Genomic DNA, 15,722 nt, shown 5'->3' on the forward strand with positions numbered 1-15,722 from the left:
CGCGCGCCTGCATTCGGATTTGTTGCCGAAGCAGGCGCCGCGTTATACCTCCAGTGCCTTCACGCGTTTGCGGTACTCGCCCGGCGTGCAGCCAAATTCCCGTAAAAAGACTTTATGGAATGACGATTCGCTGGCGTAGCCCACCGACTCGGCCACCACAACCAATGGCTGCGACCCGCGAGACAGCATCTGGGCAGCGAATTGCAGGCGTAATGTGGTTAATACTGCGAGCGGCGTGGAGTTTGAGACTTCACGAAATAGCTGCGCGAAGCTGGCCCGCGACATATGCGCACGTTTCGCCAGTTCTTCGACGGTCCAGGCAAACGCCGGTGACTCCAGCATCATGAAGACGACAGCCCCTAGTTTGGGATGAAGCAGTAGATTTAACACGTTCTGAACGGGGGTCGCCTTGGTTAACCATTCGCGAACGGCTAAGGCGAACAGTGTGGCGCATTGTTGACTGCAGACTACACTGGAACCTGGCAGAGTACTCATGGATTCCTGTTGCATCAACGCAATCATGGCCTTGAGCCAATGGCTGACAGGGCTATTTTCATCAGGTGCCAGAACTAATACTTCCGGTAATGCAGTTAAAAAATAGCGTGAGGAAGCGTGCAATCGAAGGCTGCCACAAACAATGTGTGTTTGTTCATCGCCAGACTGGCAGAGCCGATGTGCGGAGTTTTGCGGCAAGAGCATGATAGTACCGGGCAGCAGAGTAAAAGATGTCCCATCGGGCATGTCCAGTTGGGCTGCCCCTTGTGTGACCGTATGCCAGCGGATAATGGACAATTCACCTGCTGCGTGCGGCAGTTGCCAGTCCCTGCTCAGTAGGCAGTTTTGGTCAATTGAGCCTTGTGGGTCGTTAAGCATCAGTAATCGGCTAAGGGCATCCATGTAGACTCCTGAACATTTTTTGTTGTCGTTTATTGAAACGATATTATCTCTTTATTTCATTATTATATTAATACCTTCAAAGTGTTAGTATAATAATTCATTCTCGAAACGTTAGTCATCTTTAAGGCTAATTTAGACGATCTGACAGTTATCTGCGAGTTGTGGATACATTGTTTCGGCAGAGTTAGAGCTATATTTCAGTTCATCAAACGAACAGTGACTTGGCGGAGAGACAGCATGAATCAGTATCAGGCGATTATTATTGGATTTGGCAAAGCGGGTAAAACGCTGGCGGCAACACTGGCCAAAACGGGTTGGCGGGTAGCGATTATTGAACAGTCAAACACCATGTATGGTGGGACATGCATCAACATCGGCTGTATCCCAACCAAAACCCTGGTACATGATGCTGAACTTCAGCATGACTTTGCCGAAGCAATGCAACGCAAGGCCTCTGTTGTCAGTTTTCTGCGCGATAAAAATTTCCATAATCTTGCCGATCTGGAAAACGTGGATGTGATTGAAGGTCGTGCTGAATTCGTTGATAACCATACTGTGCGAGTCGTGCAGTCAACAGGCGAGATTGAGCTGAGCGGCGAGAAAATCTTTATTAATACTGGCGCCCAGTCAACGATTCCAAACGTTGAGGGATTAACCACGACACCTGGCGTATTTGACAGCACCGGGCTGTTGAATTTGACGCAACGTCCAGAGCGTCTGGGCATTTTGGGCGGTGGGTATATCGGCGTTGAATTCGCATCGATGTTTGCCAACTTTGGTAGCAAAGTCACTATTTATGAAGCAGCTCCGCAGTTTTTACCTCGTGAAGACCGGGATATTGCTGACGCTATCGCCAACATTTTACGCGACAAAGGCGTCGAGCTGATCCTCAATGCCAACGTGCAGTCGGTCTCCTCTCATGATGGTGCAGTACAGCTGCACATGCCGGAGGGTGCCCAGACGGTGGATGCGCTGTTGGTAGCATCAGGTCGCAAACCGGCGACAGAAAACCTGCAATTGCAGAAAGCGGGTGTGGATGTAAACGATCGTGGTGCCATTGTTGTGAATAAATATTTGCGTACATCGGCAGATAACATTTGGGCAATGGGCGATGTCACTGGTGGATTACAATTTACCTATATCTCACTGGATGACTTCCGTATTGTGCGTGACAACCTGCTAGGCGAGGGGTTACGTAACACGGGCGATCGCCAAAACGTACCGTATTCCGTCTTTATGACGCCGCCGCTTTCCCGCGTCGGAATGACTGAAGAACAGGCTCGCGCCAGCGGTGCGGCGGTGCAAGTCGTGACGTTGCCGGTAGCGGCTATCCCGCGTGCACGTGTGATGAATGATACGCGTGGTGTTCTTAAAGCGGTGGTGGATAGCGAAACGAAACAAATATTAGGCGTGTCGCTGCTGTGCGTGGATTCTCATGAAATGATTAATATCATCAAGACGGTTATGGATGCGGGGTTACCTTATACCACATTGCGTGACCAGATATTTACCCATCCAAGTATGAGCGAATCATTAAACGATCTCTTTTCTCTCATAAAATGATAATAGCGTAGTGTGCATATTTGCCCCACCCGTGTGGGGCTTTTTTTATTTGTTTTTTATATTCCTGATACTAATTGACAGTTATTCTGGCGTTACGGATGAAATAAAATAAGGTGGCATGTTTTATTATATTTCCACTGAAATAACTCGTTAATGGAAATAGAAATGAACATGCTTAAAACTACGTTACTAATGACTGCGTTACTGACTGCTCCGGTGACATTTTCCGCGTTAGCGCAAACCGAGGTTGCCCACGTTAGCGTATCAGCCGTGTCTGGCTCTCCTTCCGTGGTGGAAGATGCCATTGCGAAACTGGCGCAGGAAAAGAATGCGACTTCCTGGAAAATTACCTCAATGCGCATTGATAGCAGCACTCACGCAACGGCAATTTTGTACAAGTAAGGAGAGCCGGGATGGAAAAGTATCTTCGTATATTGGGCAAGGGCGATAGAGTTGGATTAACCTTGATTCGCCTGAGTATCGCGATTGTTTTTATCTGGATTGGTTTATTAAAATTTGTACCTTACGAAGCCGACAGCATTACGCCGTTTGTCGCCAATAGTCCGGTAATGTCATTTTTTTATGAGCATCCAGAAGAATACAAACAACATTTAACCCACGAAGGTGAATTCAAACCGCAGGCTCGTGAATGGCAGACAGCGAATAACACGTATACGTTCTCAAATGGCCTGGGCGTAGTCGAAGTTCTTATCGCTTTGCTGGTGCTGGCTAATCCTGTTAGCCGTTGGTTGGGATTAATTGGCGGCGTTCTGGCATTTGCCACACCAATTGTTACCTTATCATTTTTAATAACCACACCAGAAGCATGGGTAATGCCTCTGGGTGATTTACACCACGGATTTCCGTACTTGTCAGGCGCCGGGCGGTTGGTGTTAAAAGATACGTTAATGTTGGCGGGAGCAGTGATGATTATCGCAGATTCATCCCGATCAATAATTAAGCAGCGGTATTGAATTTTTAACGTTGTGCCCTCTGTAAGATAGCAAGCCACTATAGTTCGATTCGGTACTTACCGGGCCAGCAGGATGCTGGCTTTTTTTCTGACTTAAGGTAAATTTATTAAGCATATATAAATTGCAATTATTCAATTTAGAAGCATAACGAGTCAGAGCTATATTTTTAGTTAATGATAGAGTGCAGTAAACATCTTCTCTTATCCCCCGCGATAGCACGCCAACCAGCATGTTGCTTAGCCCCTCCATCATGATTGCTTTATTTTTTTTCTGTACAATTCTTGCTATTTGTTATCTCAAAACCTCATTTTAAAAATTTTGTTATTCGCTTTTGTTATAGCCAGTACGCAAGTTCGCGTGGTTTTAGGCCTGGCTTGAGCTAGAATTAATCCTGATTAAATGTTTTTACGTATCAATAACTGACTAAAGATAGTTAAAAACTTAATTTTTAACCAACTGTTTGACATGGAATCCACTATGGTAATTAAGCACCAGGGGTGGATGCTGATCTCGCGTTTTGTGAGTAACCAAAGGCGGGACATATCTTAAATATGGAAATAAGGGTTTTAGAATGAGCTTTGGCTTAGCAAAGGAAGACAAGTTTGAAATCATCGCTATCCTTCGTGAAGAGCTTCATAAGAAAACGAAACTGGAAATCCTGTGTGGAGACAGTAGCGTTATCACGCAGTTAGAGAAGATTGATTTCGAACGGTTTGTCATCTCCGGACACGGAGACATTGTTCCTGAAAAGGTCCAATACTTTATCCTGCACAGTGAAAGCGGGATTGTAAAATTTAGTGCCAGGTTCGAACAAACCTCGTCAGCAGGTGCGGAAGCAGGATTATCCTACTTCATCCCGGATATGATTTTCTTTGCCCAGCAGAGACAAAATCAGCGTTTTTCATTCCTGAAGGGTTATGACTTTTTCTGTTTTGGTCGTTACAAAAACGGAGAAAACTACTCTCTCAAGATTAAAAATATCTCGCAGGGTGGTTGTGCGTTAATCGTTAAAGATGTAAACGCCCGTTTTCTTTATAAAAATGCGGTGATTAAAAATGCCTCTCTGGATTTCGATACCTTTGGCAGTTTACAACTGGACTTAAAAGTGATCGATGTCGTCCCGATCAATGAATTTGATGAGGATAACCAGTTGTATTCTTGTCATCAGATTTCATGTGAGTTCGACTTTAAAAATCGTCGTGAAGAGACTGAAGTCGAGAAAATCATTATTAAATTTTTAATGAGTAACAAGATTAGAAGCTTATAAGGAACGGTGAACAGGATGTTGATGTGTGGCAGTGATAATTTTGTGGGCAATGGTATGTTTGCCTACCTGACCAGCAAACATGTACCGATACAAACATTCCAGTTTGAGGATATGTTGCATCAGTCATCATTATGCCAGCATCAAACCATGGTTTTTAATATCATTGATAATGAACAAGCGTGTTCAGACATTGTTCAGTTTTTGAATAAAAACCGATGCAAATTTTATAATAACGTCGTGGTGATTGTTGCTGATAGTTTGGTGGCGAAATTATGCGTAGAGTTATTATATGTCGAAAAAACAATAGTTTTGACTGAAAAATCTTCACTGCGCGATTTTGGTCAATTGGCGAAATTATCAGTCGGGAAATGGAACCCCCGACTGTATCGTTCGCAGAAGAGATTAACCGAAAGAGAACAGCAGATCCTGAACTTACTGGTAAGTGGTTATACAGCCAAAGAAATTTCTGAGTTAGTTAGCCTGAACTATAAAACGATTCAGGCACATAAGATGAGAGTCGTCGCCAAACTTGGCCTGACCAATACCTCTGATTTAAATAAGTTAATTGTCAGATTTACCCATCGTATGTCTTTTTTACCCTAACCTGACCATTCTTTTCTGATGTAATACACCTAATAGTAGATACAATTTGGGAGTGATTTTGACTGGTTTTTAATTTTATGATTTGTAGAGGGAGAGGGGAATGTTTAATTCCAATGAGGTGCTAACTGCGCTTGAAAAGGCTTTGAATACCAGTCAACTTTATATGGTTTATCAGCCTATTTTCAATTTGCATGCCCAGCGTATAAGCGGATTTGAAGCATTAATGCGTTGGAATAGTCCTCAGATGGGTATGATCTCTCCCGATGTTTTTATTACCTTACTGGAAGATAGCGGCAATATTATTTCCATTGAAGATATGGTTACTCACTCTCCGTGGGATGTTGCAACTTCCTGGCCTGACCCCATTGTATTATCCGTCAATATTTCCGCGCTTGAATTCTGCGATCCTCTGCTACCCCAACGCGTCAGACAAAATCTTGCCACTTCCGGACTGCCGGTCCATCGATGCCAAATAGAGGTCACGGAAACGTCACCGCTGTGTGACAGCCAGATTGCGGCTAAAAATATGACGGAATTAAAGGCGATAGGGGTCAAGCTTGCACTTGATGATTTTGGAACCGGCCATGCTAATCTTAATTACCTGTTGAAATATCCTTTTGACACTTTAAAAATTGATAAGGAATTTGTCACCGGTATTGAGCCCGACACCCGATCAACGAAGATTGTTGAGGGTATTATTTCACTGGCGCATAATTTTGGCATTGAAGTTCTTGCCGAAGGGGTGGAAACCCAGTCCCAGCTGGAGCGGTTGATGCAGATTGGTTGTGACAAAATTCAAGGCTTTTTCATTTCTCCCCCGGTGCTGGCAGAAGAGATCCCTTCACTCTTAGCACAATATAATCGTTAATCCCTCCTTTTCACGTTTCCCAACCCCTTGGTTGTTTCGCGTTGCTGTTAAGTCTGTAGACCTGATAAGCGTAGCGCATCAGGCGGCTTTGAACGGCAAAAAAAAGCCCCCTGCAGAACAGGGGGCTGGTGAGTTTATGTCAGCTTAGAACGATTTCTTAAAGCCGATAGAGGCATTGACCGGCGCTTCTACCTGCGATTTACTGCCGCCGTTGCTGAATTGCGTACCCAGCTCACCGTAGACCTGCAGGTTTCTGTCGATGGACCATGACAGGCCGGCTGCAACTTCAGTGCTGGAGTACTGCTGTGAAGATTCCAGCGTGGTGGTGGCTACCGCATTGGTAAAGTGCGTTTTGTCTTTTGAACCCAGACCCTGCCAGACGTTTACCCTGCCATACGGCTGGAATTTGCCATGGCTGGTGTCATAGTCAGCGACCAGACGCACGCCCAGACGCGCGGTAAAGGAATCCGCAGTATCCATTTTCACTTTCGTTGGGGTCACACCATCCAGCGTGCTGTTATCAAAGTCGCTGTACTGGTAGATCAACTGAGCCTGAGGTTCCAGACTCCATGCGCTGGCACCTAAACGGAACGATTTACCTACCTCTGTCGACGCCGTCAGCGTGTTGCCTCTGACCGTATACGAGCCGTTGTTACCGGTCGCCTCCAGGCGGGATTTATGGTTACCGTACTGCAGGACGTTATCAACATACATACCGTCACCCGAGAACCAGGTAGCATAGCCGCCGACGTAAAATGCGTTGTCGTCGATGTTACCGCCTTTGCCATCGCTGCCTGTCTTCGTGCCTTTCACGTTGCTGTCGATATCAAGGATGCTGGTATACATCCCGGCTTTCCAGCTTTCGTTAGCATACATATCAACGCCGACCTGAATGCCCATGGTATGGGAGCTGGTTTGTGTACCGGCCGCGTCATCCAGTTTGGTTTTACCGGAGTAGCCAATCATTCTTGCCCACGCGCGATTGTCTTCATCAATGCCCGGTTTAACCTCGTCACCCATACGTTGGTGCATGTTACCCAACAGGCTAAGATCACCCTGACGTACGACGCTGGCGAGGCCAGAATACAGCATGGTTTCTGGACGGTATTCACTTCTCAGATACCAGTTTTCACCCTGACCTTGAGCATTACCCGCATGCAGTTGATACTCAAACGCACCTGCAGCCATACGATCGGCGGCAAGATGGAAGGCATCCCGCGACGTTTGTGCGGTGGTGGTTGCGCCATTGAGCGCTGTCACCACTTCGATACCATCCCCAATGGTCGGCGCGCCGAGACCAGAACCATCGACATCCAGCAGCGTGCTACCGCTGGCTTTACCGCCATCGATAATCAGACGGTCGGCAATGCCTGAGCCGCTACCATTCTGGATAGCCGCCATGTTGATAGTCCCTTTTTCGCCGGTGTAATCCCCTTTGACGGTTAAGGTTGTGCCAGTCTGCTGACCGATGAGCGAGACATCGCCACCGTTGCTCAGGCCCGCTACCGTTTGGTTGTAACCCTGAGTGTTCAACGTGGTGTCTGCGACCACATAGTGGTGCGATGCGCTACTCAGGGTGTTGGCATTACCCGCTTGCAACACGCCGTTGGCGATCAACGTCGCGCCGCTGTAGCTGTTTTCGCCTTGCAGCTCGGTAATGCCGCTACCGGTCTGATGCAACTGGCCTTTACCACTGATATTGCCGGTCAGCGCCAGGGTATCGCCACGATTGACGTTGAGTACGCCGTTATCAACGACATCCCCCTGAATGCTGCCGATATCACCGCCGTTACCCAGCTGTAAAACGCCTTGTTCGATGGTGGTGCCACCGGTGTAGGTGTTATCCAGCGTCAGGGTGAGGGAGCCTTTACCGGTTTTGGTCAGTTGACCGTTACCTTCGACTTCAGTCAGCAGAGAAACGTCATGCCCGTTGGTGTCGAATGTCCCGCCGCCGGATTCCAGCGTCACCTGACGGGCAGTATCAAACGCTTCGCCATACTTCAGCGTACCGCCATTAAAGGTAATTCCCGTATCTGCCGCACCCAGGTTGGTATCGCCCGCTACCTGCAGCGTCCCGGAGGTGATGGTCGTTCCGCCGCTGTAGGTGTTGTCGCCCGTGAGGATGAGGGTACCGAGATCGCCTTTATTCAGGCCGCCGGTACCGCGGATCACGCTGTCGATAGTCGCGGTGTAGTTGGCGCCGTCTACTGTGCCATCGCCAACGCGAATCAGGGTGTTGGCCGTATCGGTGGTAATGGCTTCGCCGCCCACGCGATAACCATCGGTGGCGAACTGCGCGCCGCTGATGATGACGTCGCCTTTGCTGTTATCGACGGTCACGTTGCCTGCTTCACCCTGGAAGACGGCAAACGCGGCATCGGTAAACGGTGCGTTCAGCGCGCCTTCCGGCGTTGATTCATCGGTAGTCCAGTTGTCGTTACCCTGGCTGGATTGCCAGATACCGTCGCCGCCGTTGATGACGCCGTTGTTTTTCAGCTCGCCATTCTCACCGCCGGTGCCGTCCCAGAAGCGCAGCGTTAGTCCTGCGTGGTTGACCAGGTTGACCTGATTTTTCACCGATGTCTGCACGTACAGGCTGTCAGCCGCTTCCGGCGCGTTAGCAATATCCATCACATTGTTGGTCAATGTGCCGGTGTAGTTGATGACGCGATAGACGCCGACATCAAAGCTGCCGCCCGGTGAGGTTTCAATGTTGAGCTTACCGTCGAGCGTCAGATCGCCATTTACATCAATCAAGTCGTTGAAAGCACCGCCCGGGGTGTAAGCCTGACCAAACTGATAATCCAGCTGTGCGTTATCACTGAGCGTCAGCGAACCGGTAGTCAGTTTACCCACGCTGTTGATGGCCGCACCTGCGGTAATATGAGCGTCGTCCAGCACATCAACCGCGCCGCCAATAATCCCGTTACCGCCGAGCGTTGCCCCGGATTTCACTGTCACCTGGCCGGTAGCCGCAGACTGATTACCGTTGACCAGCAGCACGCCTTCATTGACGTCCGTGGTGCCGGTGTAAGTATTGTCGCCGGTCAGCGTTAACGTACCTTCACCGATTTTCACCAGGCTGCCGTCGTTGCCGCTGATAATGCCGCTGATGGTGTCATCAAGATGCAGATTACCCAGCGACAGCTCTTTATTGCCCAGTTCGACATTACCCGCACCGGACAAGGAGCCGATCGATGTTGCGCTGTCGACTGCGCTGATATCGACCTTACCGCCCGCCAGGTTTTTAACGACGGTATTTTCTGCCATCGCCTGGTCAGCGAAGGTCATCAGTCCGCTGTTGTTCACGGTGGCATTACCGCCGCTGGCGTCTTCTTCCAGCGCCAGAGTACTGTCTTTTGACACGTTAACCGTCGCGTTGCCCGCGGTGGCGTTGTTGGTTAACACCGCTTTCGCCGTGCCCGTCAGGTTCAGCATTGCGCTCGCTGCGGTGACGTTATCTGCCAGCGTTAACAGGCTGTCGGCGATGTTCATAGTCAGGGATTTCAGGCTGGTATCTGTCCCGCTGACATTGAGCGTCGCGCCCTTATTGACGTTCACGGTGCTGCTTTCGTTACTGCCAAAGGCTCCGGTTTTGCTGACGTTGACCGTCACATTGTTGGCGTTTCCGGTACCAGCAATTTCTGTGTCGCCTTTGTAGCTGTTTGCGCGGTCGAGCGACAAGGTGCTGCTCGCATCGCTAGAGCTGCTGGTGACTTTCAGTTTACCGTCGCCAGTAATCTCACCGGTTGGCGTGAAGTGGTGCGAATTGAGATCGAACACCGCTGCGTTCTCATTCGCTCCCAGCTCGATGGTGCGATTGCTGGTCAGGTCCGCGCCCAGTTGCAGCGTTGAACCGTTATTGATTGCCAGGTCAGTTCCGCTCTGGCCGAGATTGCTGTCGGAGGAGATCTGCAACGTGCCGCCATCAATGCGCGTGCCGCCGCGATACTCGTTGTCACCGCTGAGAATCAGACGGCCAAGGTCGGTTTTCACCAGCGTCAGCTTATCAGCAGTACTGGCTTCGCGGATAACAGACTCAATGGTCGCGGTATAGTTTTGCCCCGCGCCACCGGCGCCAACGCGCAGCAGCAGTTCGCCAGTTCCCGGCGTCTGGCCTGCGTGGGTCGCGTTTTCCGTGGTGGCATACGCGTTAAGCGCATCGCCTTTAACGACATAGCCATCGGCATCAAACTGTGCCCCGGAGAAGTTAACTTCTCCCGCGGCGTTGTCCACGGTAACTGTACCGCCTTTGGTGGTGAAGACGGCGAAGGACTTCTGTGCCCAAGGGGCGTTACCTTCACCGGTTGCGGTGGTCCAGTTGTTATCACCCTGGCTGCCGATTGCCATCCATTTGCCATCGCCACCGTCAATTTTGCTGTCGCCTTCAATGCCCGACGCGCCGTGGCTCTGATTGACGGTTGCGCCGTCCCAGAACTGCAGGGTAACGCCGTTGGCGTTCACCAGGTTGACCTGTTTGTCGATGGAGGTCTGGACAAAAATATTGCTCTTATCCTGACTGTCCGGTATTGCGCCTAATTCCAGCGTCTGGTTATCCAGCGTGCCGCCGTAGTTATAGATACGGTACACGCCCGGTCCGAAGTTACCGCCCTGTGAAGTGGTGACATCCAGAGTCCCGTCCAGTTGCAGATCGCCCGCGACGTTAATCAGATCGTTTAGCGCGCCGCCTGGCGTATAGGCCTGACCCAGTTCGAAAGCGGAAGTCGTTTTGCTACCAAGCTGCAGATTACCGTTAATGGATAACGTACCCGCACCACCGTCACCGGCACTGAGGGTCGTGGCATCGTTCATCAGCACGTTGCCGCCGATAGTGCCATTACCGCCAAGTGTGGACGTGCCGCTAACGGTGGTGGCACCGCGCGCCGCGCTTTGATCGCCATTCACCAGCAGCGTGCCGTTGGTAACGGTGGTGTCGCCGGTATAGGTGTTGTTGCCGTTCAGACGGGTAATGCCGCCGCCGATTTGCTGTAGCGCGCCAATACCGGAGATCACGCCGTTGAGCAGCACGGTGTTGGCGCGATTAATCGCCAATATGCCGTTGTCGATAATGTCTGACACGGCGCTGACTTCGCCTGTATTTCCGCCGTCACCCAACTGCAGCGTACCGGTTTGAGCGATAGTGGTAGAGCCGGTGTAGGTATTGTTAGCGGTGAAGATCGTGGTACCGCCCGCCGCACGTTCGAACTTCCCGTCACCGCTGATGATACCGCGATAAATTTGCGCCGCTGAAGCATCACCCTGGGTATCGAAGATAACCCGGCTGCCTGTGCCCTGGGTCGTAACATTGTAATCGCCAATGCTTGCTGCAGTACTGGTCGGCTCGACGTGGTCGCCGGTGCTCAGGGTTGCGCCATTGTTTACGGCAATGGTTTTGCTTGCCAGTGTCAGGTTTTCTACGACGCGGACATCCGCGTTTGAGCCGCTGATGGTCAGCGAATCCCAGCCGGTGCCGATGTTGGTGCCAGTGGTCAGATTGTCGCTCGCCAGCGTACCAATCTTCGCACCTTTTGTATCGGTGAAGGTGAGGGCGTTGCCGCTACCAGCTTCAGTAGTGATGTGGCGTGTTTTATCCAGCGTCACATTGCCGATGTTGGCTTTATTGTTACCGCCAGTACCGGCGAAATTCACTTCACCCGCATAGGAGCCACTACGCCAGTTAAAGATGTCCGCACCTTCGCCGGTATTGATTACGCCGCTGGTTACACCGCCGCTGATATCAATGGTGTCATTGCCTTTGCCGGACTGAATGGCCACGGCCGTGTCGTTGATGGCCTGCAGGGTTCCCGTGTTGGTAATGGTTTTACTGCTGTCGCCGCTGGCGTCAATTACCGGTGAGGTGGTGCTGGCAGAGATAATCTTGCCGCTGTTGGTCAAGGCGCTGACGTTTTTCGCGATGATCGCCGAACCGCCTGCGTCGTTATGCACGTTAATGTCGGCATTGGTGGTGACATTACCGTCGGTATTAGCGCGAATCCCGCTGCCTTCGCTGTTCAGCACCTCAATGGTGTAGCCTTTGCCGATGGTCAGATCGCCCGTCACCGAGCCGCCATCGCGTTGTTCAAAAGCGAAGCCGGTACCTTTCCCGTTGACGTTGAGGATATTTCCAGCGCTGTCTTTATCGGTCATGGTCAACGCCACGCTGGTGCGGATGCCTGCGCCATCGTTGGAGTTTATGGTGACGTTTCGTAACAGGATATTGTTATTGTTAGCATCGTTTTGAATGCCAGCACCGTCACCCTTTGCACTGATCTCCACATTTTGCGCGGACAGAGCGCCAGCGCCTTCGGCCAGACGAATACCGTCAGCGGTGCCATCGGTAGTAATACTGTCGCCAGAAATACCGTTAATTAGCAGGCTGGCTCCTTGGGTGAGCAGAACCCCGGCAGTACCATTATCAACCTGAACTTTGCCCAGTGTATTGATCTGTGCGCTGGCACCTGAAGCTCTAACACCGATGCCGTTGCTGACATGCAGAGCGCTGGAAGAGTTATTGGTTAAGCTCCCGCCTTGTTGAACATCAACACCGATGCTGTCGACGCTGGCCAGATCAATAATCGAGTTGGTATCCAGGATCAGGTTGCCCTGATTCCTCGCCACATAGGCGATAACCTCATTGCCGCTAGCTTCAGAGGTAATCTTCGCGTTCGAGGTGAGGGTGGTGCTAGTAGGATCACCCTGCGTGCGACCATTCAACTGGTGAGCCTGACCATCCACAACCCCGGCAATGGTTCTTTCGCCGGTTAAATTGATGGTGGTTTTATCACTGATGGTCCCTTTCGCGCCGCCTTCGATTACCAGTGCCGCTGAGTCGCTGCCCTTAACGGCAAACGTTGCTTCACCAGTATCTACGCTACTGCCAGCGCCGGTGGCGAGAACGCCCACGGAATTCTTACCGTTGAGGGTAAGATCAAGGTTGGAACTGGACTGATCTTTCGGGTTAGTCGTGTTACCGGCCAGCAATGCGCCATTGGCGATACGGAAAATGGTGGTGCGATCCTGACCATTGTCATTCATCACCGCCTGACCAATGTTGGCGGTAGCGCCTTTACCAAACAGGTAATAACCAATCTGATCGGTGTTGTTGAATGTCGGGCTACTAAGACTGTCAACGTTAGCGATGGCGTTATCACGTACGTGCACACCGATGTTACCGGCTTTATCCAGCGTAATGTTGGAGTAAACGTTGACCACTGCCTGGCCGCTGCTGCCACCTTCAGCCCAAATAGCGTAGTTACGGTTACCGACGCCGCCTTCTCCGTCCACCACGATAGAGCCCGCAGCGCTGGTGGTGACTTCGGCATTTTTGTTATTGGCGCTAACGTGGATCCCCACGTTGTTGGTGCCATTTACGTTAATCTTGCCGTCGTTGCGGATTTCCTGATTATTTTCCGCGCCGCTGTCGCGTACGGAGATGCCGTAGTTTTTACTGCTGCCCCCGTCAGAACCTCCATTGATCACGATATTGCCGGTATTGAGAACGTTGCCCGTGGCATTTCCGACCAGAATCCCCGCGGCGTTGCGTATGCCGGTTCCCAGCGTGATCAGACCGTTGTTAATCACCTCTTTGGCACTCTTGGTCATGATCCCGGCGCTCAGACTAGAGCCGCCAGCCATCGTGACATCTTTAGACGGATCGCTTGCGTCGCGACCAAGATAAATTGAGGCATCCTGAGCGTTAGTGAAAGTGGCATTCCCGGCAACTTCTACGCCATAAGCGGTGCCTTTGGCAAAGGATGCACCGTTTTTGCGCCCGTCCACGACGTTGATATCGCCGTTGTTGACGCCTTGCGATTCGTCAGACAGTTGCATGCCAATAGCCAGCGTCAGCGAAGAATCTGGCTCATCCTTACTCCAGGGATCTGCTGCCGACGCGGTACCAAAGTTATCGGTGGTGATCGCCTGGTTAATGGTGCCGTTGTTTGCTATCTGGCTGGCGCCTTGCCCCTGCATGCCAAATGCGCCATAGCTGTTGACGTTTTGATTGCCGTCTTTGTCGATAAACAGCCCGGAGTTGATGATCCCGTTGTTGGTTGCCGTTGCGTCTTTTGCCAGCATGCCAATCGCCAGACTCTGCCCGGTAGACGTGCGTAATGCGTTCAGCTCGCCAAGGTTAGTGATAACCCCGCCATTAAGGGATTTCATGACACCGTTAATACTGCCGTCAACGGCAATAATCGCATCTTTGTTCAGGGTGCCGGAGGTGCCTGCACCGTTGGCGTAAATAGCATGCAGCTCACCGCGGCCAGCGGTCGCGTTATTGCTATGCGACAAGCCGTCGGTCCAGACGTCGTAATCCCAGGTAAGCACGTCTGAAGACTTGCTGGAGTTGATCAAGCTATCAATCAGCTCCGCGTATTTTGTCTGCGCGGCGGTGACGGTTGTGATATCACCGTTTTCAACATCCAGCCACAACTGCAGTTGGCTGACCTTTTGCCCTTCAGGGTTTTCTGCTGCGTCGCTACTTTTACCCAACAGCCAGTCGTTAAAATCGGCCAGCTCCTGCGTGCTGGTAATGTTAAATGTGCGCGTACCCGTTTCGACTACTTTACCGTCTGCATCATAGCCGTAGGACATGAGTGTTACATCATCGCCAAACACGGAGGTTTGCGCTGAACCGGCGAACGTTTTTTCAGGGATAACTGGGGCGGCGTTAAATTTTATATAGTTATCGGATTGCCAGTTAACCTGGCTACCTGCGTCCTGAGCCTCCAGCAAGGAGGAGTCTTTAGCCAGCAACTCGATAGTATTGGCTTTGTCGCGGACATTGAGCGTATCGTTGCCAATATCCAGATTGGCTATGGAGCCATTTGTCGCCAGCGCGATGCCAAATTGTTTATAGATTTTAGACAACGTTGGATCGAAGGTGTTTAATACCGAATCGCCGATCTGTGATTCGGTAAGAAAACTACTTAACTCCTGGGTATCAAAGACTTTAATTGATGCTGGCTCACCAGGAAATGCCGGGTCGTTAATAGAGAATTCTGTGCTCTGTGAAGGCGTCGACGACCGGTTGTACGTCAGGTATTCCGCCAGCTCTTCAGCATTAGTAATCGTTTTTACGCTCTGGTCAGGGCTGGTGGCCTTAAGAGTGATTTTGCCGGTTTGCAGCAGCTCTCTGATGGTCGTTGATTCAACAACGCCACTTTGACCCGGACTGATCGTTGGGATCGCGCCGCTGATATTGAGCGCCTGACCAGCAGTGATATCTTTATATAAGAATCCGTAGTCGTGGATACCCGCATAATCCCCAACGGAAATACCTGCCTGGTAGTCGGTGAAAATATTGTGATCACCGATATCGATAATCGGATCAGCGGAAACCTGCATTGAAGCAGCGCTTAATGCACCCGCTGCTAATACCGCAACCGTTTTACGCGAGCTGCTTTTTTTCTTTCCTTTGGTTAATTCAGAAACGACCACCCAGATACCGAGCGCCGCGTTCCAAATAATGCTGTAAACTTTGTTCATATATAACCCTCGTCTACATTCCTGTTATGCATGTGTTAATACATTGAGTTGTTGGCTATGG

General features: G+C 50.6%; 8 protein-coding genes. 6 read left to right on the forward strand and 2 right to left on the reverse strand.

Features of this window, described 5'->3' with window-relative positions; translation table 11 throughout:
• Window positions 1-42: 42 nt before the first annotated feature.
• A complete protein-coding gene (rclR, locus tag OGY08_RS23155) occupies window positions 43-897 on the reverse strand; it encodes a reactive chlorine-specific transcriptional regulator RclR (protein ID WP_286566682.1) in 855 nt (284 codons plus the stop codon).
• A gap of 237 nt (window positions 898-1,134) precedes the next feature.
• Between rclR and rclA the strand changes: the two genes are divergently transcribed.
• From rclA to OGY08_RS23185, 6 genes are all read left to right on the forward strand, one after another.
• The gene (gene rclA, locus OGY08_RS23160; RefSeq protein WP_137377131.1) at window positions 1,135-2,460 is read left to right on the forward strand and encodes a reactive chlorine resistance oxidoreductase RclA; all 1,326 of its coding nucleotides are present in this window, start codon (window positions 1,135-1,137) and stop codon (window positions 2,458-2,460) included.
• A gap of 171 nt (window positions 2,461-2,631) precedes the next feature.
• The gene (gene rclB, locus OGY08_RS23165) at window positions 2,632-2,862 is read left to right on the forward strand and encodes a reactive chlorine resistance periplasmic protein RclB (RefSeq protein ID WP_048216347.1); all 231 of its coding nucleotides are present in this window, start codon (window positions 2,632-2,634) and stop codon (window positions 2,860-2,862) included.
• Between the two features lie 11 nt (window positions 2,863-2,873).
• Window positions 2,874-3,434, forward strand: a complete 561-nt coding sequence (gene rclC / locus OGY08_RS23170; protein WP_008784029.1) for a reactive chlorine resistance membrane protein RclC — start codon at window positions 2,874-2,876, stop codon at window positions 3,432-3,434.
• 571 nt (window positions 3,435-4,005) lie between these two features.
• Window positions 4,006-4,701 (forward strand): flagellar brake protein, encoded by a 696-nt coding sequence (locus tag OGY08_RS23175; protein WP_192464014.1) that lies wholly within the window; start codon window positions 4,006-4,008, stop codon window positions 4,699-4,701.
• A gap of 21 nt (window positions 4,702-4,722) precedes the next feature.
• Window positions 4,723-5,304, forward strand: coding sequence for a helix-turn-helix transcriptional regulator (locus OGY08_RS23180; protein ID WP_286566685.1), 582 nt, complete (start codon window positions 4,723-4,725; stop codon window positions 5,302-5,304).
• 100 nt (window positions 5,305-5,404) lie between these two features.
• Window positions 5,405-6,172: a putative bifunctional diguanylate cyclase/phosphodiesterase gene (locus tag OGY08_RS23185; RefSeq protein ID WP_003831149.1), complete on the forward strand. Its 768-nt coding sequence runs from the start codon at window positions 5,405-5,407 to the stop codon at window positions 6,170-6,172.
• Window positions 6,173-6,316: 144 nt separating this feature from the next.
• Here OGY08_RS23185 and OGY08_RS23190 read toward each other — a convergent pair whose 3' ends face one another.
• Window positions 6,317-15,661 (reverse strand): autotransporter outer membrane beta-barrel domain-containing protein, encoded by a 9,345-nt coding sequence (locus tag OGY08_RS23190; RefSeq protein ID WP_219013520.1) that lies wholly within the window; start codon window positions 15,659-15,661, stop codon window positions 6,317-6,319.
• Between the last annotated feature and the right edge of the window lie 61 nt (window positions 15,662-15,722).

This window comes from Citrobacter sp. Cpo069, from assembly GCF_030332785.1.
Classification (GTDB): domain Bacteria; phylum Pseudomonadota; class Gammaproteobacteria; order Enterobacterales; family Enterobacteriaceae; genus Citrobacter; species Citrobacter portucalensis.

What these genes read in the sequence shown, in the direction of transcription:
- rclR (WP_286566682.1), bottom strand. Translation starts at nt 897, where the DNA reads ATGGATGCCCTTAGCCGATTACTGATGCTTAACGACCCACAAGGCTCA.
- OGY08_RS23180 (WP_286566685.1), top strand. Translation starts at nt 4,723, where the DNA reads ATGTGTGGCAGTGATAATTTTGTGGGCAATGGTATGTTTGCCTACCTG.
- OGY08_RS23185 (WP_003831149.1), top strand. Translation starts at nt 5,405, where the DNA reads ATGTTTAATTCCAATGAGGTGCTAACTGCGCTTGAAAAGGCTTTGAAT.
- OGY08_RS23190 (WP_219013520.1), bottom strand. Translation starts at nt 15,661, where the DNA reads ATGAACAAAGTTTACAGCATTATTTGGAACGCGGCGCTCGGTATCTGG.
- OGY08_RS23175 (WP_192464014.1), top strand. Translation starts at nt 4,006, where the DNA reads ATGAGCTTTGGCTTAGCAAAGGAAGACAAGTTTGAAATCATCGCTATC.
- rclA (WP_137377131.1), top strand. Translation starts at nt 1,135, where the DNA reads ATGAATCAGTATCAGGCGATTATTATTGGATTTGGCAAAGCGGGTAAA.
- rclB (WP_048216347.1), top strand. Translation starts at nt 2,632, where the DNA reads ATGCTTAAAACTACGTTACTAATGACTGCGTTACTGACTGCTCCGGTG.
- rclC (WP_008784029.1), top strand. Translation starts at nt 2,874, where the DNA reads ATGGAAAAGTATCTTCGTATATTGGGCAAGGGCGATAGAGTTGGATTA.